General features: G+C 68.2%; 23 protein-coding genes and 2 tRNA genes. 15 read left to right on the top strand and 10 right to left on the bottom strand.

Annotated elements, in window-relative coordinates:
• Positions 1 to 557: 557 nt before the first annotated feature.
• The 8 genes from DEI82_RS03130 to rpmH all read right to left on the bottom strand — a co-directional run bounded on the left by DEI82_RS03130 (position 558) and on the right by rpmH (position 5,760).
• Complete coding sequence (locus tag DEI82_RS03130) at positions 558 to 1,607, bottom strand: ParB/RepB/Spo0J family partition protein (protein ID WP_111035759.1); 1,050 nt, start codon at positions 1,605 to 1,607, stop codon at positions 558 to 560.
• Complete coding sequence (locus tag DEI82_RS03125; protein ID WP_111035758.1) at positions 1,607 to 2,500, bottom strand: ParA family protein; 894 nt, start codon at positions 2,498 to 2,500, stop codon at positions 1,607 to 1,609. The genes DEI82_RS03130 and DEI82_RS03125 overlap by 1 nt, the downstream gene beginning before the upstream one ends.
• 96 nt (positions 2,501 to 2,596) lie before the next feature.
• Complete coding sequence (gene rsmG / locus DEI82_RS03120; protein ID WP_111035826.1) at positions 2,597 to 3,235, bottom strand: 16S rRNA (guanine(527)-N(7))-methyltransferase RsmG; 639 nt, start codon at positions 3,233 to 3,235, stop codon at positions 2,597 to 2,599.
• Between the two features lie 58 nt (positions 3,236 to 3,293).
• The gene (locus tag DEI82_RS03115; protein WP_375334607.1) at positions 3,294 to 3,833 is read right to left on the bottom strand and encodes a protein jag; all 540 of its coding nucleotides are present in this window, start codon (positions 3,831 to 3,833) and stop codon (positions 3,294 to 3,296) included.
• On the bottom strand, positions 3,830 to 4,804 hold the full coding sequence (yidC, locus tag DEI82_RS03110; RefSeq protein ID WP_111010778.1) for a membrane protein insertase YidC: 975 nt from the start codon (positions 4,802 to 4,804) through the stop codon (positions 3,830 to 3,832). The genes DEI82_RS03115 and yidC overlap by 4 nt, the downstream gene beginning before the upstream one ends.
• Before the next feature lie 9 nt (positions 4,805 to 4,813).
• Entirely contained in the window at positions 4,814 to 5,257 is a 444-nt protein-coding gene (gene yidD, locus DEI82_RS03105) for a membrane protein insertion efficiency factor YidD (RefSeq protein ID WP_111035757.1), read from the bottom strand.
• Positions 5,254 to 5,613 carry a ribonuclease P protein component gene (rnpA, locus tag DEI82_RS03100; protein WP_111035756.1) on the bottom strand — a complete coding sequence of 120 codons (360 nt, stop codon included), beginning with the start codon at positions 5,611 to 5,613 and terminating at the stop codon, positions 5,254 to 5,256. Before rnpA ends, yidD begins: the two co-directional genes overlap by 4 nt.
• A gap of 9 nt (positions 5,614 to 5,622) precedes the next feature.
• Positions 5,623 to 5,760, bottom strand: a complete 138-nt coding sequence (gene rpmH / locus DEI82_RS03095) for a 50S ribosomal protein L34 (RefSeq protein ID WP_019181680.1) — start codon at positions 5,758 to 5,760, stop codon at positions 5,623 to 5,625.
• A gap of 417 nt (positions 5,761 to 6,177) precedes the next feature.
• Here rpmH and dnaA point away from each other — a divergent pair, with 417 nt between their 5' ends.
• The 10 genes from dnaA (at position 6,178) to DEI82_RS03045 (ending at position 17,570) form a co-directional block, all read left to right on the top strand.
• Entirely contained in the window at positions 6,178 to 7,632 is a 1,455-nt protein-coding gene (gene dnaA / locus DEI82_RS03090; protein WP_111035755.1) for a chromosomal replication initiator protein DnaA, read from the top strand.
• A gap of 490 nt (positions 7,633 to 8,122) precedes the next feature.
• The gene (gene dnaN, locus DEI82_RS03085; protein WP_111026525.1) at positions 8,123 to 9,268 is read left to right on the top strand and encodes a DNA polymerase III subunit beta; all 1,146 of its coding nucleotides are present in this window, start codon (positions 8,123 to 8,125) and stop codon (positions 9,266 to 9,268) included.
• Between the two features lie 50 nt (positions 9,269 to 9,318).
• Positions 9,319 to 10,203, top strand: coding sequence for a phosphogluconate dehydrogenase (NAD(+)-dependent, decarboxylating) (gene gnd / locus DEI82_RS03080; protein ID WP_111010782.1), 885 nt, complete (start codon positions 9,319 to 9,321; stop codon positions 10,201 to 10,203).
• Positions 10,204 to 10,226: 23 nt separating this feature from the next.
• Positions 10,227 to 11,492 carry a DNA replication/repair protein RecF gene (gene recF / locus DEI82_RS03075; protein ID WP_111035754.1) on the top strand — a complete coding sequence of 422 codons (1,266 nt, stop codon included), beginning with the start codon at positions 10,227 to 10,229 and terminating at the stop codon, positions 11,490 to 11,492.
• A 2-nt stretch (positions 11,493 to 11,494) separates the two neighbouring features.
• The gene (locus DEI82_RS03070; RefSeq protein WP_111035825.1) at positions 11,495 to 11,995 is read left to right on the top strand and encodes a DUF721 domain-containing protein; all 501 of its coding nucleotides are present in this window, start codon (positions 11,495 to 11,497) and stop codon (positions 11,993 to 11,995) included.
• A 168-nt stretch (positions 11,996 to 12,163) separates the two neighbouring features.
• Positions 12,164 to 14,137 carry a DNA topoisomerase (ATP-hydrolyzing) subunit B gene (gyrB, locus tag DEI82_RS03065; RefSeq protein WP_111010784.1) on the top strand — a complete coding sequence of 658 codons (1,974 nt, stop codon included), beginning with the start codon at positions 12,164 to 12,166 and terminating at the stop codon, positions 14,135 to 14,137.
• A gap of 93 nt (positions 14,138 to 14,230) precedes the next feature.
• Positions 14,231 to 16,861, top strand: a complete 2,631-nt coding sequence (gene gyrA / locus DEI82_RS03060; protein ID WP_111026528.1) for a DNA gyrase subunit A — start codon at positions 14,231 to 14,233, stop codon at positions 16,859 to 16,861.
• Positions 16,854 to 17,261: a DUF3566 domain-containing protein gene (locus DEI82_RS03055; protein ID WP_111011930.1), complete on the top strand. Its 408-nt coding sequence runs from the start codon at positions 16,854 to 16,856 to the stop codon at positions 17,259 to 17,261. The genes gyrA and DEI82_RS03055 overlap by 8 nt, the downstream gene beginning before the upstream one ends.
• A gap of 74 nt (positions 17,262 to 17,335) precedes the next feature.
• Positions 17,336 to 17,409, top strand: a tRNA-Ile gene (locus DEI82_RS03050).
• An 85-nt stretch (positions 17,410 to 17,494) separates the two neighbouring features.
• A tRNA-Ala gene (locus DEI82_RS03045) sits at positions 17,495 to 17,570 on the top strand.
• 328 nt (positions 17,571 to 17,898) lie between these two features.
• Here DEI82_RS03045 and DEI82_RS03040 read toward each other — a convergent pair.
• A complete protein-coding gene (locus DEI82_RS03040; protein WP_111011931.1) occupies positions 17,899 to 18,489 on the bottom strand; it encodes a hypothetical protein in 591 nt (196 codons plus the stop codon).
• Between the two features lie 121 nt (positions 18,490 to 18,610).
• On the opposite strand from DEI82_RS03040, the gene DEI82_RS03035 reads away from it, so the two are divergent.
• Positions 18,611 to 19,165 (top strand): peptidylprolyl isomerase, encoded by a 555-nt coding sequence (locus DEI82_RS03035; protein ID WP_111010788.1) that lies wholly within the window; start codon positions 18,611 to 18,613, stop codon positions 19,163 to 19,165.
• A complete protein-coding gene (locus DEI82_RS03030; protein ID WP_111011932.1) occupies positions 19,165 to 20,019 on the top strand; it encodes a rhomboid family intramembrane serine protease in 855 nt (284 codons plus the stop codon). Before DEI82_RS03035 ends, DEI82_RS03030 begins: the two co-directional genes overlap by 1 nt.
• Before the next feature lie 174 nt (positions 20,020 to 20,193).
• On the opposite strand, the gene DEI82_RS03025 is transcribed toward DEI82_RS03030, so the two are convergent.
• Positions 20,194 to 20,448, bottom strand: coding sequence for a cell division protein CrgA (locus tag DEI82_RS03025; RefSeq protein ID WP_111010790.1), 255 nt, complete (start codon positions 20,446 to 20,448; stop codon positions 20,194 to 20,196).
• 72 nt (positions 20,449 to 20,520) lie between these two features.
• Here DEI82_RS03025 and DEI82_RS03020 point away from each other — a divergent pair, with 72 nt between their 5' ends.
• From DEI82_RS03020 to DEI82_RS03015, 3 genes are read left to right on the top strand one after another with little or no spacing between them, the layout of a single operon-like run.
• Positions 20,521 to 21,303, top strand: a complete 783-nt coding sequence (locus tag DEI82_RS03020) for a class E sortase (RefSeq protein WP_111035753.1) — start codon at positions 20,521 to 20,523, stop codon at positions 21,301 to 21,303.
• 8 nt (positions 21,304 to 21,311) lie between these two features.
• Positions 21,312 to 21,473: a hypothetical protein gene (locus DEI82_RS16125; RefSeq protein ID WP_181434571.1), complete on the top strand. Its 162-nt coding sequence runs from the start codon at positions 21,312 to 21,314 to the stop codon at positions 21,471 to 21,473.
• On the top strand, positions 21,470 to 22,120 hold the full coding sequence (locus DEI82_RS03015) for an aminodeoxychorismate/anthranilate synthase component II (protein WP_111011934.1): 651 nt from the start codon (positions 21,470 to 21,472) through the stop codon (positions 22,118 to 22,120). The genes DEI82_RS16125 and DEI82_RS03015 overlap by 4 nt, the downstream gene beginning before the upstream one ends.
• Positions 22,121 to 22,190 lie beyond the last annotated feature (70 nt).

Below are 22,190 nucleotides of genomic sequence, written 5' to 3'. Positions count from 1 at the left end.
ATCCTGGCGGACCCGATCAACGTCCCGGCGCGATCCCCCGCGCTCATCCGAGCGCGAGCCACCAGCGCCGCGGTCAACCTCTTGCAGCGATCTCCGGCCTGCCGTCCGTCGTCGTCGGGACACCGCAGGCCAAGCCGCTCGTCGTGCCGTGGCGTTGCCATCTGCGGGGGGGACCCGACCCCCAGTGCTCGTAGTTCCATCCCCGCGACGGCCGTCAAGTCATCCTCCGCCTGCATCGCGTCGCGCTTTGTTCGCGGTCCGCGCGCAACGCCGCGGCGTCACGCGCACCGGCTGCGGCGCGACCAGCAGGAGGGCGGCCGTGGTTTCACGTGCAACATGACCGCCACGCCGGTCTCTCGACCCCGGCCGTCGCACGACCATCAGCGCCCGCGTTGCCACACCGGATCGGTCCCACCAGCGGCTCGACTGGTCCAAGGACGGCGTGCGCAGGATCACGATCAGGGCGCGAGCCACGCAACGTGCCGATCGTGGTCAGCGCCGCAGACCCCCTTCGGACGCCACCTGCCGACGCGCCCCACGATGTTCCACGTGAAACGTCAGGACGCTGCGTCGGCGACTGCCTCGTTCCGCAGGTCCTCGAGGATCCGATTGAGATCCTCGATCGTTGCGAAGTCGATGCGCAGCGTGCCCTTGCGCGACCCCAACTGGATCTTCACGCGCGTGTTGAGGCGGTCACCGAGGCGTTCCGCGAGGTCATTGAGATGAGCTTGCCGCTTGGACGGCTCCGTCCGCGGCCGCCCCGAGGGCGTCTTGGCCGAGAGTGCCGCTGCGGCCGCCTCAGCGGCCCGGACAGACAGGTCCTCGTTCACGATCTTCTCGGCGAGGTACTCCATCGCCTCTGCGTCGGGCGCCGAGAGGATCGCGCGAGCATGGCCAGCGCTCAGGACACCGGCTGCGACGCGCCGCTGCACCGGTGACGGCAGTCGGAGCAGGCGGATGGTGTTCGTGATCTGTGGCCGCGAACGCCCGATACGTGCGGCGAGCTGCTCCTGCGTGATCCCGAAGTCCGCCAGGAGCTGCTGGTAGGCCGATGCCTCCTCGAGCGGGTTGAGGTTCGCACGGTGCAGGTTCTCGAGGAGCGCATCGCGCAGCATGGCGTCATCAGGCGTCTCCTTGATGATCGCCGGGATGGTGGCGAGGCCGAGTTCCTTCGTGGCCCGCAGCCGTCGCTCACCCATGATGAGCTCGTACCGCGGCTCGGTTCCGGCCGCGCCCGCAATGGGACGAACGACGATCGGTTGCAGGACGCCGATCTCGCGGATCGAGTGGACCAGCTCCTGGAGCTCTTCCTCGCGGAACTCCGAGCGTGGCTGCTGGGCGTTCGGCACGATGTCCAGGGGGTTGAGATTGGCCAGGCGAGCGCCGGGCACGGCAACCAAGTCATCGGCGGTCTGGCCGACGCTGTTCGGCGACGCTCCGTCGGCAAGGATCGCAGCGACGGCATCCGTCGCGGTCGTCGCGGGTTCCCTGGTCGCAGCACTCGTGTTCGTGGGGAAGAAGACGTCAACCGGACGCTCCTGTTGCTCGGGGCTCGTCGGGATGAGCGCGCCGATGCCCCTGCCGAGTCCGGTCCGCTTCGGTGCCATCAGTGCTTCGCTCCTCGTGCTGCGATCTCTGCGGCCGCCTCGAAGTACGAGAGCGACCCTGGTGAATTCGTGTCATAGCTGACGACGCTCTGCCCGTAGCTCGGAGCCTCACTGATGCGCACGGACCGGGGGATCAGCGTGGCGAGGACCTGGTCGCCGAAGTGCTCGCGGACCTCGTTCGCGACCTGGTTCGCCAGATTGGTCCGGCCGTCGTACATGGTCAGCAGGATCGTTGACACCCGCAACGCCGGGTTGAGATGCCGCTCGATCAGCTCGATGTTCCGGAGCAGCTGGCTCAGTCCCTCGAGCGCGTAGTACTCACACTGGATCGGGATGAGCACCTCACGGGCCGCCACGAACGCGTTGATCGTCAGCAGACCCAGCGACGGCGGGCAGTCGATGAACACGTAGTGGAACGGCTCGTCAACGCCGTCGAGGAACTGCTGCAGCGCGGTCCGGAGGCGCTGTTCACGCGCCACGAGGGACACCAGCTCGATCTCTGCGCCCGCCAGGTGAATGGTCGCCGGCACGCAGAACAGGTTCTCCGACTCAGGGCTCTGCTGCATGGTGCCGGCGAGTGGCGCTTCATCCACGATCACGTCGTAGATGCTGGCGACCTCCGCGCGGTGGTCCACGCCAAGCGCCGTCGAGGCATTCCCCTGCGGGTCGAGGTCGATGACGAGTACGCGAGCGCCGCCACGGGCCAGCGCGGCCGCGAGATTGACCGTCGTTGTCGTCTTGCCGACGCCGCCCTTCTGGTTCGACACGGTGAACACGCGCGTCTGCTCGGGCAAGGGGAACTGCTGCGTCGCGAGCGCGCGTCGCCGCCGATTGAGGTCGGCGATCTCGCGCGCGAGTGGCGTGGTCGCGTCGAAGTCAGTAGATGAACTCACGAATGCACTTCCCCGCCTCGATGTTCCACGTGAAACGTTGGTGCGGCTGCGGCGAGCAGCCGTCCGATGCTCGACCAAACGCTCCGCACGGGAACGTCAGTCAACTGTAGCCCGGAAGACCCGGGTCGTTTCCTCCACCACGCCCGCACCGAGCTCGATGACCTCGACATCCGTCAGGCGCTTCCGGAGGATCACCTTCCGCGCCGCATCGACTTCGGCATCGACCCGGGCCCCCTTCATGAGCAGCAACTGCCCGCCCGAGCGGACGAGTGGGACGGTGATCGGAATGAGCTTGCTCAGGGCGCTGACCGCGCGGGCCGTCACCTGATCGAGCACGAGGTCGTCCGCGACGTCCTCGGCTCGGGCGCGTAGCACCCGCACGTTCTGCAGGTCGAGCCGGTCCGCTTCACCACGCAACCACTCGACGCGCCGCTCCATCGGCTCGATGAGGGTCATCTCGACGTCAGGCCGCATGATGGCGAGCACGAGGCCCGGCAGTCCCGCGCCCGATCCGACGTCACCGACCTTCGCTCCCTCGAGGAGCAGCGGTCCGACCACACCCGAGTTGAGGATATGTCGCGTCCAGAGCCGTGGGAGTTCCAGGGGTCCGATCAACCCGAGCTCCTCGCCACGTCGCGCGAGTTCCTGCGTGAAGGACCGGACCTGCTCGAGGTGGTCGCCGAACACCGCCGAAGCAGCGTCCGGCTCTGGCTCGACCGGCAAGCTCTCGGTCACGGCGACCTCCACGTCGCCCTCAGCAGACGCGGAACGCTCGTCCGTGCTGTCAGCCACGTCAGCGCGTGACGACCGTGTGCCGGTCGCGGCCCTCGCCCTCGGACTCCGAGTGGAAGCCGCGCTCGGCCACGAGATCGTGCACGAGCTTGCGCTCGTACGACGACATCGGCGGGAGCGCCGCGCTCGGGGACCCGGCCTCGATCCGCTCGATGGCCGTGTCCACGAGCCGACCGAGCTCCGACGCCCGAGCATCGCGCGAGCCACCGACGTCGAGGATCAGACGGCTGAATTCGCCGGTCTCGGCCTGTACGGCGATCCTGGTGAGTTCCTGCAGCGCCGACACCGTGTCGGGCTTCGAGAGCACCCGCAGCGCGCCACCCTGATCGGTCACCGAGAGGTAGACGCGGCCGCCGCGCTCCTCGATCTCGATGTCACCGTCGAGATCGCAGATATCGAGCAGTTCCTCGATGTAGTCGGCAGCGATGTCGCCCTCATCACGGACCTCGTCGTCGACGCCCTCCACGTCGTCGACCGGTGCCTCGGTGGTCGGCTCGTCGGACACGGGCGCGTCCTCGGTCAGCAGCTCGTCGTCGGTCACGACTTCTTCCCGTTCTTCTTGGCGCGGTTCTTGCCCACCGGCTGCTGCCGCTGGGTCGTCGGGCGAGGACGCTCGATCTCGGTCACGCGGATGTCGTTCACGGCGGCGAGAGCGCCACCGGCGGTCGCGCCACGTCGCTGCGCTTTCCGGGCGAGCCGGGCTTCACGGGCGAGCGCCGCCTCGGACCCCGGCGTCGGCATGCGCCGGATCACGACGTACTGCTGCCCCATCGTCCAGACGTTCGAGGCGAGCCAGTAGAACATGACGCCGAGCGGGAAGCTCAGACCCGAGAACACGAACACGAGCGGGAGGACGTAGAGCATCATCCGCTGCTGCCGGTACATCGGGCTCGCCTTGGTCTCCGGCGACATGTTCTTGGCCACGATCTGCAGCTGCGTGACGAACTGCGAGACGGTCATGATGATGACCATCGCGGCGGCGATGAGGCGGACCTCCCAGCCCGTGGCGCTGAGGAACGTCTCGTGCAGGGGAGCGCCGAACAGCTTCGCGACACCGAACGAATGGGCCAGTGGCGTGGTCAGCAGGCCGATACCGGTCTTGTCGATCTGAGCGGTGTGGAGCGTCGAGTACAGGCTCAGGAACACCGGCATCTGGATGATGAGCGGCAGGCAGGAGCTCAGCGGGTTCGTCCCGGTCTCCTTGTACAGCGCCATCGTCTCGCGGGACATGGCCTCACGCGAGAACTGGTCCTTCTTGCCCTTGTACTTGTCCTGGATCTTCTTGAGCTGCGGCGCGACCTCGAGCATCCGCCGCTGGCTCTTGATCTGCCGGACGAAGATCGGGATCAGCGCCGCCCGCACCACGAGGGTCAGACCGATGATCGAGATCACCCAGGTGATCCCGGCGTTCGGGTCCATGCCGATGGCCGCGAACAAGGAATGGAAACCGACGAGGATCGCGGAGACCACCCATTTGAGTGGCCAGAGGATCGTGTTTTCGAGGAACTCCATGAGAAGCGGTCACGCCTTTCGGGGGTGCGGTGTCAACCGGCGACGCCGGGAGGTCGGGGCGGCCTGCGGGGCCGAACGGTGGGTGCCGTCCACGGGGCGGGTCTCCAGGACGGGGGTGCCGTCGAGCCGGCGGGTGCCGAGCGCGCGGGTGTCGCCGGCTGGGCGGGGCAGCACGAACCCGAAGCGGGTCACGGGATAGGGCGCGGTCCGAGCCCGGACGTCGTCGATGCCACCGGCCGCCCACGGATTGCACCGGGCGATACGCCAGGCGCCCATGCTGGAGCCGACGACGACGCCGTACTGCTGGATGGCCTCGAGTGCGTACCGCGAGCACGACGGGTGGTACCGGCAGACCTCGCCGTACAGCGGGGAGACGACCGCGCGGTACGCGCGCAGCACCACCACGCACACGTTGCGCGGGAGCAACGCGACGGCCGACAGTGCTCGTCTCATGCCTTGTTCACACCCTTGCTCTGGCTCGTGCTCCGACTGAAGCACTGCCTGACATCTGCGATGAGGGTAGGCCAGCCGGCCTGCGCGGCGGCTGGCAGTGCGCGGACGACCACATCGAGCCCCGAAGGGTGATCGACGACGAGTTCGTGGGCGACGGCCTTGAGCCTGCGGCGGACGAGGTTCCGGGTCACCGCGTTCCCCACTGCCTTCGAGACGATGAACCCGAACCGGGTGGGATCGGCATCGGCACGGACGACCACCGATACGACGGCGTGCGCCGTGGCGCTCCTGCGACCACGACGCACGACGGTTCGGTAGTCGTCACCTCGGACGATCCGGTTGGCTCGGGCCAACAACCCCGGGGGTTAGGCCGAGAGCTCGGTGCGGCCCTTGCTGCGGCGGGCGGCCAGGATGGCACGGCCGGCGCGGGTCCGCATACGAGCGCGGAAGCCGTGCTTCTTGGCGCGGCGGCGGTTGTTCGGCTGGAAGGTGCGCTTGCTCATGATCTCGTCTCCACACGGACGCTCGCGGCGGTCCGGTCACGTTGGGTCCGTTGACGCGATGGGAACGGACGCTCTGGGCGCGACCGATTGGCCGCAGTCAACCGTTCAACGGTACGTGAGGACGGGCCCTGGGTCAAACGAACGGGACCAACCGCTCATTCTCCACATTGGGGACAACTCCGGTTGCGTCCGACGCGCCGCGAGCAATTACAGTGGGTTGATCCAGGGGCGCGCGGCCCGTGATCACCCGGCGGGACCGGGCACGAGCACGATCCGCGACTCGTGGAGAACACTGTGGACAACCCTGTGTACGGCCGAGTGGTCCGCCCACGACTCGCGGGCGACGTCGGCGCTGTGCGGGAGCCGGCCGGAGCGACCGTCGGTCCACGTCGACCGACCAGAGGAGACGAGCGCGCCATGACGATCCCGGCACCCGTCGAGGACCTCTGGGCCTCGGTGCTCGGACTCCTCGAGGACGACGACCGGATCACCCCGCAGCTGCACGGATTCCTCAACCTGGTCGAACCGAAGGGCGTGCTCGCCGGGACGCTCTACCTCGAGGTGCCCAACGACCTGACGCGCGGCATGCTCGAGCAGCGGATCCGGGTCCCCATCACCGAGGCCGTCTCGCGCCTCGGTGACGACTCGGTCGCCAACTTCGCGATCACGGTGAACCCCGAACTGACCCCGGAACCCCGCACGGATCCGGTGGTCCCCGCGTACGCGGCATCGGCACCCGTCCCGCCGATGGAGCAGGGCACGGCCCCGCGCCAGTACGTTGAGGCCCCGTTCGTGCCCGCGCCGGTGGACAACCCGTCGAATGCCGGCCGCCCGGACTCGCGCCTCAACCCGAAGTACAACTTCGACAACTTCGTCATCGGCGGTTCCAACCGCTTCGCACACGCCGCCGCTGTCGCGGTCGCCGAGGCCCCGGCGAAGGCCTACAACCCGCTGTTCATCTACGGCGACTCCGGCCTCGGCAAGACGCACCTCCTCCACGCCATCGGGCACTACGCCGAGAGCCTGTACCCCGGCATCCGCGTCCGGTACGTCTCGAGCGAGGAGTTCACCAACGACTTCATCAACTCGATCGCGAACAACCGCTCCGCGCAGTTCCAGCAGCGCTACCGCGACATCGACATCCTGCTCATCGACGACATCCAGTTCCTGCAGGGGAAGGACTCCACGCAAGAGGCCTTCTTCCACACCTTCAACACCCTGCACGACCACAACAAGCAGGTCGTCATCACGTCGGACCTGCCGCCGAAGCACCTGACCGGCTTCGAGGACCGCATGCGCAGCCGGTTCGAGTGGGGCCTGATCACGGACGTCCAAGCACCGGACCTCGAGACCCGCATCGCGATCCTCCGCAAGAAGGCGCAGAGCGACCACCTGCAGGTGCGCGACGACATCCTCGAGTTCATGGCGTCCAAGGTGTCGAGCAACATCCGCGAGCTCGAGGGGACGCTCATCCGGGTCACCGCGTTCGCGAGCCTCAACCGGACCGAGGTCGACATGGCACTCGTGCAGACAGTGCTCAAGGACCTCATCACGCTCGACGAGGACAACGTCATCGCACCGGTCGACATCATCACGCACACCGCGGACTACTTCAAACTGTCCGTCGACGACCTCTACGGCTCCTCCCGCTCCCAGGCGATCGCGACCGCCCGGCAGATCGCGATGTACCTCTGCCGCGAGATGACGAGTCTGTCCCTGCCCAAGATCGGGCAGCTGTTCGGCAACCGCGACCACACGACCGTGATGTACGCGAACAAGAAGATCACCGAACTCATGAAGGAACGTCGGTCGATCTACAACCAGGTGACCGAGCTCACGAGCCGCATCAAGCAGGACCGCCGCTACAAGTAGCACCGCCAACGTCGCCCTCGTACCCCCCTCCGCGCGCCGGCCGGGAGGCCCACCGCGGCCCCGCCATGCGTCCCCCCGGCCCGGCTGCGGGACGGCCGCGACGCCGCCTCCGGAGAGCACCACCGTCCGGTCTCCACAAGATGTGCACAACGTGTGGATAACTGTGGATGACACGCCGCTCCCCTGTTCATGGACGAGGGCCCAGCTGTGGACGTCGTCGGGATGGAGTTCCCGACGAGTTTTCCTCGTCCACGGCCGCTCCACACGCTGCTCACAAGTCACACGGTTGTAGTTCCCCGTCCTGACAACGATCAACAGAGTTATCCACACTGTGCACAAGCGTTAAGACCATTACTCCTGGTTAACGATCTCTCTCAGGGGGCCAACCTTGTGGACGGTCCCCAGCGGCCGAACGACACGGATCCCGCCCCCGCCCGCTGTGCCACAATGGGGGCCGCCGTCACCGAACCGAAGGACAGGGGTCCCAGCTGTGCAGTTCCATGTCAACCGGGACGTCTTCAGCGAAGCGGTCTCCTTCGCGGTCAAGCTCCTCCCCCAGCGCACGACGCTCCCGATCCTGTCGGGTGTGCTCATCCACGCCGAGGACGACCACCTGACGCTCTCGTCGTTCGACTACGAGGTCAGTGCGCAGACCCGCATCCCGGCGCAGATCGACGACCCCGGCACCGTGCTCGTGTCCGGGCGCCTCCTCGCTGACATCGCCAGCCGCCTCCCGAACGCGCCGGTCGTGTTCAGCACCGACGAGTCCCGCATCACGGTCACGTGCGGATCGGCACACTTCACGCTCCTGAGCATGCCCGTGGCCGAGTACCCGACCCTGCCCGAGGTCGGTCCCCAGACGGGCGTCATCCCGGGCAACGCCTTCTCCGAGGCCGTCGCGCAGGTGGCGGTCGCCGCCAGCCGTGACGACGTCACCCCCGTCATCACGGGTGTGCAACTCGAGGTCGGCGACACCGACCTGTCCCTCGTCGCGACGGACCGCTACCGGGTCGCCGTCCGGACGATCGCATGGGACAGCGGGCGCGTCGGCGCTGACCCGATGCACGCCCTGGTACCCGCGCGTACCCTTCAGGAGGTGGGACGTACCTTCGGATCAGCGAGCACCGTGTCGGTGTCGATCAGCGGCAACCAGGACCGCGAACTCATCGCGTTCCGTGCCGACGACAAGACCGTCACCTCGCTGCTCATCAAGGGCAACTACCCGCCGGTCCGCCGGCTGTTCCCCGACACCGTCCCCGACCACGCGGTGCTCAACACCGCGGAACTGGTCGAGGCCGTCCGTCGCGTCTCCCTCGTCCTCGAGCGCGAAGCCGCGCTCCGATTCACCTTCTCGGTCGACGGGCTCACGCTCGAGGCGATCGGATCCGAACAAGCGCAGGCATCAGAGTCGATCGACGCGCAGTTGACCGGAGAGGACACCGTGGTCTCGCTGAAGCCGCAGTTCCTCCTGGACGGGTTGAACGCGGTGCACTCCGAGTTCGTCCGCATCTCCTTCACCAAGACGGAGAACCCGAACAAGCCGGGGCCTGTGCTCATCACGGGACAGACCTCGCGCGAGGACGCGGCCGCGGACGGCTACCGGTACCTGCTCCAGCCCAACCTCCTCCTGCGCTGACGCCGGGGCACCACCGGGCGTCGCGCGAACTCAACGAGAAAAGGGAAATCATGCACATCGGTCTTGTCGGCCTCGGGAAGATGGGCAACAACATGCGTGCCCGCCTGCGCAACGCAGGGATCGAGGTCACCGGTTACGACGCCAACCCCGCCGTCTCCGATGTCGCCAGCCTCGCGGACCTCGCGGCGGCTCTGCCCGGCCCGCGCCTCGTGTGGGTTATGGTCCCCCACGGCAAGATCACCGACGACGTGATCTCGGGCCTCGCCGACGTCCTCGACGCGGGCGACCTCGTCATCGACGGTGGCAACTCGAAGTGGCTCGACGACGAGGTGCACGCCAAGCAGCTCGACGCCAAGGGCATCCGCTACATGGACGCCGGTGTGTCCGGTGGTGTCTGGGGCCTCGACAACGGTTACGGCCTCATGGTCGGCGGCGCGGACGAGGACGTCGCGACGGCGATGCCCGTGCTCGACGCGCTCCGCCCCGAGGGTCCGCGCGAAGAGGGCCTGGTCCACGCCGGTCCGGTCGGTGCCGGCCACTACACGAAGATGGTCCACAACGGCATCGAGTACGCGATCATGCAGGCGTACGGCGAGGGCTACGAGCTCCTCGAGGCCAAGGACCTGGTCAAGGACGTCCCCGGGACCTTCAGGGCATGGCAGCGCGGGACGGTCGTGCGTTCCTGGCTGCTCGAGCTGCTCGTGCGCGCGCTCGACGAGGACCCGACGCTCAAGGAGCTCGAGGGCTACGTCGAGGACTCCGGTGAGGGTCGCTGGACGCTGGAGGAAGCGATCGAGCACGCCGTGCCGATGCCCGCGATCAGCGCCTCGATCTTCGCGCGCTTCGTGTCCCGTCAGGGCAGCGAGTCGCCGACGATGAAGGCCGTCGCCGCCCTCCGCAACCAGTTCGGCGGCCACGCCGTCAAGAAGGCCTAGCGGTCCTCGCTCCTTCGGCCCGCGTGCACGTCGACCATCTCCAACTGACCGACTTCCGGAACTACCGGGAGGCGGACGTCGACTTCGCACGCGGGCCGAACCTGTTCATGGGCCGGAACGGACAGGGCAAGACCAACCTCGTCGAGTCGATCGGGTACCTGTCCACCCTCGGTTCGCACCGGGTCCCGACCGACGCCGCGCTCGTGCGACAGGGGTGCGACGCGGCGATCGTCCGGGCACGGCTCGCGTACGAGGAGCGCACGATCCTCGCCGAGGTGCAGATCAACCGGACCGGCTCGAACCGAGCCCAGGTGAACCGGGCACCCATCAAGCCCCGGGATCTCCCCCGCTACTGCACGAGCGTGTTGTTCGCCCCCGAGGACCTGGCCCTGGTGCGCGGTGAGCCCGCCGGCCGGCGCCGGATGCTCGACGAACTCCTCGTGCTCATCGCCCCGCGCATGCAGGGGGTGCTCGCGGACTACGACCGGACGCTCCGCCAGCGGAACACGCTCCTCAAGTCGGCGCGCGGTTCGGGTGTCAGCGGCGGCGCGATGTCGACCCTGGACGTCTGGGACGACCGCCTCGTCGCGCTCGGGTCCGAGGTCATCGCCGGGCGCGACCACCTGGTCCGACGACTCGCACCGTTCGTCGCCGAGGCCTACGCGGCGGTCGCGGGTGCGGCCCACGAGGCGTCACTCGCGGGCGTCCTCAGCATCCGCGGCGGCGACCCGGAGACCGAGCAGGAGCTCGGGAGCGAGATCGAACCCGTGACGGTGGCCGCCGCGGCGGACGGGTTCCGAGCCGGCCTGGCCCGTCGGCGCCGGGACGAGCTCGACCGCGGACTGACCCTCGTCGGTCCGCACCGAGACGATGTCCTCTTCCGGCTCAACGGGTTACCGGCCCGTGGCTACGCCAGCCACGGCGAGTCGTGGTCGTTCGCACTGGCGGTCAAGCTCGCGGCCGCGGCCGTGCTCCGCGCGGAGTCGTCCCTCGGCGATCCGATCATCGTGCTGGACGACGTGTTCGCGGAACTCGACGAGACCCGCCGCGGCCGACTCGCGAACGCGGTGTCCGGGTACGAGCAGGTGCTCATCACGGCGGCCGTCCACGGTGACGTGCCGCCGGTCCTCGCCGCGCACACGGTGCACATCGACGCCGGGAGGATCGTGGACGCGCCGGGCGACGCCGCGGCGGTCGCCGAGACGGGGACCCCGGCGACCGGATCGACGGACGGGACCGACGGGGCGGACGCGCACCGTTCCTCCCGTCCGGCCGCGCAGGAGGTGTGACGGTGCCACGACCGGACCGGCCGACCGAACCGACGCGGTTCTACCTCCACCTGAAGGCGGTGTTCGGTGACCCCGCGAAGCGATCCGTCGACGCGCGTCGGCGTCGTCGACGCGAGGCCTCCGCGGACTCGGAGCCCTACGGCGTCGGACGCGAGCCGCGGGGGCTCGGCGACGTGGTGGGGAACCTGACGAGCGAGCTCGGGTGGACCGAGCCCCTGGCGCAGTCCGAGGTGATCGCCGCGTGGCCCCATGTCGTCGGTGCCGAGCTCGCGGCGCACTCGGATCCGGTGTCGATCGACGACCACGCGCTGCTCATCCGGTGTGACTCGACCGCCTGGGCCACACAACTCCGACTCATGCGCGCGCAGATCACGACGACGATCGCGGAGCGCTACCCGGAGGCGGGGGTCGAGTCGGTGCGCGTTCTCGCCCCGGACGCCCCGACCTGGAAACGCGGTCTCAGATCGGTCCAGGGGCGCGGCCCTCGCGATACCTACGGTTGAGGCGACAAATCAATCCTCTGGGAGCGGAATCGGCCCGCAGATCGGCGTCTCAGCCCTCGGGAGCAGGCCTGCTGCGGTAGACTCGTGGGGTTGCACGCGGGCGCTGGCGCACGCCGGACACGCCGTGCTGCACGACCGAATCGCAGGCGGGCAGGAGCCACAACGACCATGTCATCAGAATCTGGCGACACCCCTCAGGACAACGCGTACGGTGCCGATCAGATCCAGGTGCTCGAAGGCCTCGAAGCGGTCCGCAAGCGCCCCGGCATGTACATCGGCTCCACCGGACCACGTGGGCTCCACCACCTCGTCCAGGAGATCGTCGACAACTCGGTCGACGAAGCCCTGGCGGGGTACTGCGACCAGATCGACATCGTCATCCGCGAGGACGGCGGTGTGCGCGTCACCGACAACGGCCGTGGCATCCCGGTCGACATCCACCCGAACGAGGGCATCTCGACCGTCCAGCTCGTGCTGACGGTCCTGCACGCCGGCGGTAAGTTCGGCGGCGGCGGGTACGCGGTGTCCGGTGGCCTGCACGGCGTCGGGTCGTCGGTCGTGAACGCCCTGAGCTCGGAACTCGACGTCGAGGTGCGCCGACAGGGCCACGTGTGGCGGCAGAGCTACACCGACGGCGTGCCCGTCGCGCCGCTCTCCCAGGACGAGGAGACCGACACCACCGGCACGACGATCACGTTCTGGCCGAACGCGGACATCTTCGAGACCGTCGACTTCGACTACGAGACCCTGCGCACGCGGTTCCAGCAGATGGCGTTCCTCAACAAGGGGCTCCGGATCACGCTCCACGACGAGCGTGTCCCCGACGAGGGCGAAGAAGCACGGAAGGACGTCTTCCACTACGAGCGCGGGCTCGTCGACTACGTCGAGTACCTCGTCAGCACGAAGAAGGCGGAGGTGATCCACCCCGACGTGATCTCCCTCGAGTCCGAGGACACCGACCGGAAGATCTCCCTCGAGCTCGCCATGCAGTGGAACACCTCGTACCAAGAGAGCGTCCACACCTTCGCGAACACGATCAACACGCACGAGGGCGGCACGCACGAAGAGGGCTTCCGCGCCGCGCTCACCTCGCTCGTGAACAAGTACGCGCGCGACAAGAACATCATCAAGGAGAAGGACGACAACCTCACGGGTGACGACATCCGCGAGGGGTTGACCGCCGTCATCTCCGTCAAGCTCGCCGAACCGCAGTTCGAGGGCCAGACCAAGACGAAGCTCGGCAACACCGAGGCGAAGTCGTTCGTCCAGCGTGTCGTCGGTCAGGAACTGGGCGACTGGCTCGAGCGCAACCCGACGCAGGCGCGCGACGTCGTCCGCAAGGCGATCCAGGCCTCCCAGGCGCGCATGGCGGCGCGGAAGGCGCGCGAGACCACGCGGCGCAAGGGCCTGCTCGAATCCGGCGGGATGCCGGGCAAGCTCAAGGACTGCCAGTCCAAGGACCCGACGGTCAGCGAGATCTTCATGGTCGAGGGCGACTCGGCCGGCGGATCAGCGGTGCAGGGGCGCAACCCGCTCACCCAGGCGATCCTCCCGCTGCGCGGCAAGATCCTCAACGTCGAGAAGGCCCGACTCGACCGCGCGCTGGCGAACCAGGAGATCCAGTCGATGATCACGGCGTTCGGTGCCGGCATCGGCGAGGACTTCGACCCGGACAAGGCGCGGTACCACAAGATCGTGCTCATGGCCGACGCCGACGTCGACGGCCAGCACATCACCACGCTGCTGCTGACGCTCCTGTTCCGCTACATGCGTCCGCTCATCGAACGTGGCTACGTGTACCTCGCGCAGCCCCCGCTCTACCGACTCAAGTGGTCGAACTCGGCCCACGAGTACGTGTTCAGTGACCGCGAGCGCGACGTCCTGCTGCAGGCCGGTCTCGCGGCGGGCAAGCGGATCCCGAAGGACAACGGGATCCAGCGCTACAAGGGCCTCGGCGAGATGGACTACAAGGAGCTCTGGGACACGACGATGAACCCGGACACCCGCACGTTGCTCCAGGTCACCCTCGAGGACGCCGCCGCGGTCGACGGCGTGTTCGCCACCCTCATGGGCGAGGACGTCGAGTCGCGTCGTCAGTTCATCCAGCAGAACGCCAAGGACGTCCGCTTCCTGGACATCTGAGGCACCGCGCGCCCCGCGCGCCCCGACCACCTGCCGGCGCGACGCCCGAGCAGGACGGAACCACGGCCTCCCGGCCGATGAGAGAGGCAGCACATGGCTGACGACAACGACAACGGCGGCGACGAGCCCGAGGTCGTGCACGGCGACGCCGGCGACATCGTGCTCTCGGGCGACCGCATCTCGCAGGTCGACCTCCAGCTCGAGATGCAGCGGTCCTACCTCGACTACGCCATGAGCGTCATCGTCGGGCGTGCGCTCCCGGAGGTCCGTGACGGCCTCAAGCCCGTGCACCGGCGCGTCCTCTACGCGATGTACGACGGCGGGTACCGCCCGGACCGCGCCTTCTCCAAGTGCTCACGCGTGGTCGGCGACGTCATGGGGCAGTTCCACCCGCACGGCGACTCCGCCATCTACGACGCCCTCGTCCGCCTGGTGCAGCCGTGGAGCCTCCGGTACCCGCTCGCGCTCGGCCAGGGCAACTTCGGGTCCCCCGGCAACGACGGTGCAGCCGCCCCGCGGTACACCGAGACGAAGATGGCTCCGCTCGCGCTCGAGATGGTGCGGGACATCGAGGAAGACACCGTCGACTTCCAGGACAACTACGACGGCCGCACGCAGGAACCGTCGATCCTGCCGTCGCGCTTCCCGAACCTGCTCGTCAACGGGTCGGTCGGCATCGCGGTCGGCATGGCCACGAACATCCCGCCGCACAACCTGCGCGAGGTCGCCGAGGGCGCGAAGTGGGCGCTCGAACACCCGGACGCGACGCGCGAGGAGCTCCTCGAGGCGCTCATGCAGCGGATCAAGGGCCCGGACTTCCCGACCGGCGCGCAGATCCTCGGCGTCCGCGGCATCCAGGACGCCTACCGCACGGGCCGTGGTTCGATCACCATGCGCGCGGTCGTCAACGTCGAGGAGATCCAGGGTCGGACCTGCCTCGTCGTGACCGAGCTGCCGTACCAGGTGAACCCGGACAACCTCGCGGTCAAGATCGCGGAGCTCGTCAAGGACGGCCGCCTGGCGGGCATCGCGGACATCCGCGACGAGACCTCCGGCCGCACGGGACAGCGCCTCGTGATCGTCCTCAAGCGCGACGCGGTCGCCAAGGTCGTGCTCAACAACCTGTACAAGCACACGCAGCTGCAGGAGAACTTCGGCGCGAACATGCTCGCGATCGTCGACGGTGTCCCGCGCACGCTCGCGCTCGACGGCTTCATCTCGGCGTGGGTCGACCACCAGGTCGAGGTCATCGTCCGGCGGACCCGCTTCCGGCTCCGCAAGGCAGAGGAGCGGGCGCACATCCTCCGCGGGTACCTCGCCGCCCTCGACGCGCTCGACGAGGTCATCGCGCTCATCCGCCGGTCGCCGACGGTCGAGGAGGCCCGGGACGGCCTCATGGCGCTGCTGTCGGTCGACGAGGTCCAGGCACGCGCGATCCTCGACCTGCAGCTCCGTCGTCTCGCCGCCCTCGAGCGACAGCGGATCCACGAGGAGGCCGAGGAGCTCGAGCGCCTCATCGCGGACTACCAGGACATCCTCGCGCGTCCCGAGCGCCAGCGCGTGATCATCGGCGAGGAGCTCGACGAGATCGTCGCCAAGTTCGGCGACGATCGCCGCACCGAGGTGATGTTCGGGTTCGACGGCGACATGAGCGTCGAGGACCTCATCCCCGAGGAGGAGATGGTCGTCACCATCACGCGTGGTGGCTACGTCAAGCGCACACGCAGCGACAACTACCGGTCCCAGCACCGCGGCGGCAAGGGCGTCAAGGGCGCCCAGCTCCGAGCGGATGACGTCGTGGACCACTTCTTCGTCACGACGACGCACCATTGGCTGCTGTTCCTGACCGACAAGGGTCGCGTCTACCGCGCCAAGGCGTACGAACTCCAGGAGGCCGGGCGCGACGCCAAGGGCCAGCACGTCGCCAACCTGCTCGCCATGCAGCCCGACGAGCAGATCTCGCAGGTCCTCGACATCCGCGACTACGAGGCAGCCCAGTACCTCGTGTTGGCGACCCGCGACGGCCTGGTCAAGAAGACCGCGCTCACCGAGTACGACACGAACCGCACCGGCGGGATCATCGCGATCAACCTCCGCGAGGGTGACGCACTCGTCTCCGCACTCCTGGTGGACGAGTCCGACGACCTCCTCCTGGTCTCGCGGCACGGCATGTCGCTCCGGTTCACCGCGACCAACGACGCCCTGCGTCCGATGGGCCGCTCGACGTCCGGCGTCAAGGGCATGACCTTCCGTGGGGACGACTCGCTGCTGTCCGCCTCGGTCGCGCACGACGAGGGATTCGTGTTCGTGATGACGGAGGGCGGCTACGCCAAGCGCACCGCCGTGGACCAGTACCGCGTGCAGGGGCGCGGCGGTCTCGGTATCAAGGTCGCCAAGCTCGCGGTCGACCGGGGTGACCTGGTCGGCGGTCTCATCGTCAGCGGGGACGACGAGGTGCTCGTCGTGCTGGCTTCCGGCAAGGTGGTAAGGTCTGCCGTGGCCGAGGTCCCTGCCAAGGGGCGCGACACCATGGGCGTCGTGTTCGCACGCTTCGCCGACGACGACCGGATCATCGCAGTGGCCCGGAACAGTGAACGGAACCTGGACGACCAGGCCGACGCCGAGATCGAACCCGCGGGCCCGGTCGAAGCAGTGAGCCCCGCCGAGGCAACGGACGAGCCCGCCGACCCGCAGGCCGGAGAGGACCAGTCAACGAATGAGTAGTGTCGCCGAGAAGCTCCAGCGCAAGACGAAGCGACCCGTCGGCACCAAGCAGGTCCGGCTGCGCCTGGTGTACCTCGACTTCTGGTCGTGCGTGAAGCTGTCGTTCCTCATCGCGCTGGCCGGCAGCATCGTGATCGTCGTGGCGACCATGCTCGTCTGGATCATCCTGAACCAGACGGGCGTGTTCACCCAGATCGACAAGCTGCTGCAGGACGTCACCGGCAAGAACAACTACTCGATCATGGACCAGTTCTCGCTGGGCCAGGTCATGGGGTTCTCGATCGTCGTCGGGAGCCTCAACGTGGTCGTCGGCACGGTGCTCGGCGCGATCGTGAGCGTGCTGTACAACCTCAGCGTGCGGATCACCGGTGGTCTGCTCGTCGGGTTCACCAACAACTGACCCGGATCACCGGTCTGGAGGCCCCACCCGATTCGCGCCCGCGGCGCGCGTCATGTAGGCTTTCATCCGGTCTCGGGGCTATAGCTCAGGCGGTTAGAGCGCTTCGCTGATAACGAAGAGGTCCTAGGTTCAAGTCCTAGTAGCCCCACTCCGACGGTTCGCCGTCATCGTGACTGCACCACCGAGCCCGTATGACCCGTCGGCTGCTCCTCCGGTAGCATGGCCGACCATCCGGGGCCTTAGCTCAATTGGCAGAGCACCGCCTTTGCAAGGCGGGGGTTAGGGGTTCGATTCCCCTAGGCTCCACCAGCTGTCTGGGCTGCTCGGCGCTTCGCGCCTTCGCAGCCCGCTGGTTCAGTGCTTCATGCGCGCCGCCGCCCTGCGGCGCGACGTCGCGGGGGCGTGCCTGAGCGCTCGGCGCTCGGGGCGCGGCGCCGCCGCAGTGCCTTCGGTCCGGGCGTCCCTTCCGGTCCTCCTCTTGCGCGAGATCGCAGGAGATGCCGCTTCGGACCGCGCCGGAACGACATCTGCTGCGATCTCGGCGGAGGGCTGCCGGCGACGCCGGGTGGGATGGCCCTCCCGGCATGACGAACGGCCCGCGCCGAGTGGCACGGGCCGTTCGTGTGGTGCGATCCGATCAGGCGGCGGGCTTGTCCGCCGCGTCCGCGTCGTCGGCGACCCAGAGGTCGTCGTCGGCACGGAGGGTCTGGTACGCCGCGTACGCGGCTCCGATGACGGCGACGGCACCGACGACGATGAGCGCGACGCCGCCGAAGCCGAGTCCGCTCTTCTGCTTCGGCGCGGCCTTGACCACCGTCTTGGCGGCCTTGCGGCCCTTCTTCGAGGCCTTGGCCGCCTTCTTGGTGGCGTCGGCGACGATCTTGCGCACCTTCGGGTCCTTGGCCAGGTCCACGACGCTCATCGCGGACCCGAGGGTCGACACGAGGCTCGGGACGACCTCGGTGGTCAACCGGGTCTTGGTGGCGGTCGCCGCGGACGTCGCCGCGTGCACGCCGGTGGCGACGGCGGGCTTGACCCCGTTGTCGATGGCGTCCTTGACGCGGGGGCCGAGGTCGTTGCGAGCGGCGTCGGCAGCGTGCAGTCGGGCCTCGGCCAGGATGGCGTTCGCGTGCTCGAGGACCTTGCGCTGCTCGCCGAGGAGGGTGGTCGTCTGACCCTTGAGCTTCTTGATCTGCTTCTTGCGCTTGCGGGAGAGTTCCATGGTCATGAGCTACCTCCATCGGATCGGGCGGTGAGATGCCCATCCTGCCACCGGAGACCCTGGCAGGTCACGGTGCCTCGTCTGGAAGTACCATGAACGACCCGGGAGCGCATGCGAGAATGGCCACATGTCTTCGCACACCGCTGTTGCAACCATCCACACCAACCTCGGCGACATCCGCGTCAACCTCTTCGGCAACCACGCACCCAAGACGGTCGCGAACTTCGTCGGACTCGCCACGGGCACGCAGGAGTGGACGCACCCGGGTACCGGCAAGGTGTCGACGGACAAGCTGTACGACGGCGTCGTGTTCCACCGCATCATCAAGGACTTCATGATCCAGGGCGGCGACCCGCTCGGCCAGGGCATCGGCGGCCCGGGCTACCGGTTCGACGACGAGATCCACCCGGAGCTCACGTTCCAGCAGCCGTACATCCTGGCGATGGCGAACGCCGGCACCCAGGGTGGCCGCGGCACCAACGGCTCGCAGTTCTTCATCACGACCGTCGCCACCCCGTGGCTGCAGGGCAAGCACACGATCTTCGGTGAGGTCGCCGACGACGAGTCGCGCGCGGTCGTCGACGCGATCGAGGCCGTCCCCACCGACGGCCGCGACAAGCCGCGTGAGGACGTCGTCATCCAGAGCATCGACGTGACCGACTCCGCTGGCGCCGGGGCGTAGTGACCGACTTCTCCCAAGACCGAGCGAACTTCTGCTACCGGCACCCGGACCGGCAGAGCTTCATCCTGTGTCAGCGTTGCGGACGGACGATCTGCACCGAGTGCCAGACGCCGGCCGCCGTCGGGGTGCACTGCCCCGAGTGCGTGCGTGAGCAGCGCGCGCAGTTCTCGTCGAACCGCCGGACCGTCGGCCCGAGCACCTTCACGGTGGCACGGCGTCGCTTCGGCATGATCGACCAGAAAGCGACGACGGTCATCGTCGTCGTCAGCGTCGCCATCTGGCTGCTGCAGATGCTGACCGGCGGGACGAACGGGCCGGTCACCGCCGCGCTCGACTACAACCCGTACTGGCTGCCGACGCAGCCGTGGCGGTTGATCACGACGATGTTCGTGCACGGCAGCTTCCTGCACATCCTGTTCAACATGTGGGCCGTGTGGATCTTCGGCCGCATGCTCGAGCAGATGCTCGGGACCTGGCGGTTCGTGGCGCTGTACTTCATCAGCGGTCTCGTCGGTTCGGTGGCGGTGACGGTGCTGGCGCCACAGACCACGGTGATCGGCGCCTCCGGGGCGATCTTCGGACTGTTCGCGGTGTTCTTCGTGCTCCAGCGGAGTCTCGGCGGCAACGCGGTCCAGATCCTGGTCATCATCGGGCTCAACCTGGTGATCGGGTTCCTGGTCGCCGGCGTCGCATGGCAGGCGCACGTCGGCGGCGTCGTCGCGGGGTTCGTGACGGGGTTCATCTTCACCCGGACCCGCAATGTCCGACGGCGTGGGCTCCAGATCACCCTGCTCGTCGCCGAGGCCGTCGTCGCGGTCGCCATCGCCGCAGCGGCCTACGCCGTGTACACGTGAGCACCGTCGGGAGGCCCGACACACGAAGGCCCGCGGACCGTCCGGTCCGCGGGCCTTCCGTCTCCCCCCGAAGAGGGGGATGAGTTATCCACAGCCATGTCCACATTGGGGATAATCACAGCTGTGTAAGTCCACTAGGCTCCGCCGTCACCCGGCGGACAGATCGTGTTCGCCTCAGCGCCACTTCGTCGTCATGAGGAACCCGATGAACATGATCCCGAAGCCGATCAGGATGTTGAGCGACCCGAGCGTGGGCACGGGCAGCGTTCCCTGCGAAACGTAGAACACGATGACCCAGGCGAGGCCGACGAGCATGAAGCCGAACATGACCGGCTTGAACCACACCGGGTTCGGTGCACCGCCGGCAGTGTCGACCGAGTCGGCTCGGGCCTGCCGGGCGGGCTTCGTACGGTCCTTCTGCTTGGCCATGGCCGGTATCCTACCGTCAACACATCTGCCACCCGCTCGGGTGGGTGGGCTGTCGGACGGGGGACGAACCACATGACCGTGACCGAGGTGCCCGTCGAGGGCGACGCTCACGCCCCGTCCCCGGACGCGGGGGGCCGTCGTCGACGCCGAGGCCACGTGACCGTCCTCGGTGTCCTGGGCGACCTGCTCATCACGGCGGGTGTGCTCGTCCTCCTGTTCATCGCGTGGCAGCAGTGGTTCAACGACCTGGTCGTCGCCAAGCAGCACGAACACCAGGCCCAGCAGTTCAGCAAGTCGCTCGGTGCGATCTCGACGCCAGCGCCCACCCCCACGCAGGGGTACGGTCCGCCGAAGGTCAGCGCGCAGCCCGGCAACACCAAGGTGTTCGGCGTCATGTACGTGCCCCGGTTCGGTGCGACCTACGCCGTCCCCATGGCCGGCGGCACGACCACGGCGGGCACACTCGACACGATCGGCATCGGGCACTACGACCACACCCAGATGCCCGGGCAGGTCGGGAACTTCGCCGTCGCCGGTCACCGCACGACGCACGGCGCCCCGTTCAACCAGATCGCGAACCTCCAGATCGGCGACAAGATCTACCTCGAGACCGCGGACGGCTTCTACACCTACACGTTCCGCAACCTGGAGTACGTGCCGCCGACGCAGGTGACGGTCCTCGACCAGGACCCCGACGACGTCGGCGTCGCGACGAAGGACCGGATCATGACGATGACGAGCTGCAACCCGATGTACTCGGCGCAGGAGCGCATCATCGCCTTCAGTGTGTTCGATTCGTGGCAGCCACGGTCCGCGGGAGCGCCGACGGCCATCGCGTCCGAGGTCAAGGGTTAGGAGACCACATGTACGGTGCGCTCTGGCGGGTCCTGCCCGGTCCGGTGTGGGTACGGATCGTCGAGGTCCTGGTCCTCGTCGCGATCGTCCTCGCCGTCCTCGACCTGTGGGTGTTCCCCTGGGTGCAGGAGCTGATCCCCACCCCCGACGTGACGGTCGGCCACCGATGAGCCGGATCCTGGTCGTGGACAACTACGACAGCTTCGTCTACACGCTCAACGGCTACGTGCAACAGCTCGGTGCCGAGACCGACGTGGTCCGCAACGACGCGATCGATGCGGACGCCATCGCCGACCGCATCGCCGAGTACGACGGCGTCCTGCTGTCGCCGGGGCCCGGCGCTCCCGCCGCCGCCGGTGTCTCGATCCCCGCCGTGCATGCTGCGATCGGCGCCGACGTGCCGTTGCTCGGGGTGTGCCTCGGACACCAGGCCATCGCGGAGGCACTCGGTGCCACGGTGACCCACGCCGAGGAACTCATGCACGGCAAGACGTCGAGCGTGATGCACGACGACAGCCCGCTGTTCGTCGGCGTTCCGCAGCCGTTCACGGCGACCCGGTACCACTCGCTCGCGGTGGTCGACGGCACGGTGCCCGACGAACTCGAGGTCACCGCGCGGACGACCGGGGGTGTGATCATGGGGGTCCAGCACCGGGAGGCTCCGGTGTTCGGCGTGCAGTTCCACCCGGAGTCCGTCCTGACCGAGGGCGGGTACCGCATGGTGGGGAACTGGCTCGAGCTGACCGGGCTCGCGGGTGCAGCCACGGCTGCGGACGGACTCGGTCCGCTCATCACGTCGCCCTCGACGGACCGCTGACGGCGACGCGCGGACCGCTGAGGGCGACGCGCGGGCGACCTGCGGGTCACGCGGCCCGATGAGGGGTACG

The organism is Curtobacterium sp. MCBD17_019, assembly GCF_003234555.1.
Classification (GTDB): Bacteria; Actinomycetota; Actinomycetes; order Actinomycetales; family Microbacteriaceae; genus Curtobacterium.
Note: the sequence above shows the minus strand (reverse complement) of the source record. Positions and strands in the feature narration are given on the sequence as shown.